The organism is Aeromonas sp. LsrichE-8G (assembly GCF_022869435.1).
In the GTDB taxonomy this organism is placed as follows: Bacteria; Pseudomonadota; Gammaproteobacteria; order Enterobacterales; family Aeromonadaceae; genus Aeromonas; species Aeromonas caviae.
This window is the reverse complement of record NZ_JALIHH010000204.1, coordinates 1-545: the sequence shown is the minus strand read 5'-3', so window position 1 is coordinate 545 and position 545 is coordinate 1. Positions and strand designations below refer to the sequence as shown.

1 pseudogene is annotated in these 545 nt (G+C 55.2%); it reads right to left on the bottom strand.

Annotated elements, in window-relative coordinates:
• A pseudogene (locus tag MUW49_RS18710) lies at positions 1–479 on the bottom strand (IS21 family transposase); the annotation flags it as partial.
• Positions 480–545: the final 66 nt, after the last annotated feature.

The following is a 545-nucleotide window of genomic DNA, read 5'->3' as shown; positions in this document are numbered from 1 at the left end:
GTCGGCGACACGATGGGCACCGTGGGCCCGCAGTAGTCGATAAAGAGCTTTTCCCCCGCCTTGTGGATCTGGCGCATGGAGCGCTTTTGCAACTGACACCAGGACTTGTAACGGTCACAGAACTGGGAGTAGCTGTAACAGCTATTGGGATAGCGCTGGGTGTACTCCTCCCAGAGCAGCTGTTTGGAGACCCCCTTGCGCTTGAGCTCCTGATGGACAGAGGGCCAATCCGGCACAACATGGCGGGCCGAGATGGTGGTATCGGCCTGCGGATAGAACAGGGCAGCCAGTCGGCCATCATCAAGCTCGGTAGGTAAGGGCCAGGTAAGGCCGAGCGCCTGGGCACTTTTGAGGAGTTTCTGGATGGAGCCGACACTGACCTTGGTACAGATACTGATTTGGCGAACAGAGAGGTCAGCTTCCAGCCGCAGTCGCAGTACTTCACGAATTTTACGCATTGCAATCCTCTTGGCAGACATAGGCTCTTCCCTGGCAAAAGGGAGAGCGTATCAAAGGTTTTTAAATCAATGCGTTAAGGATGATTC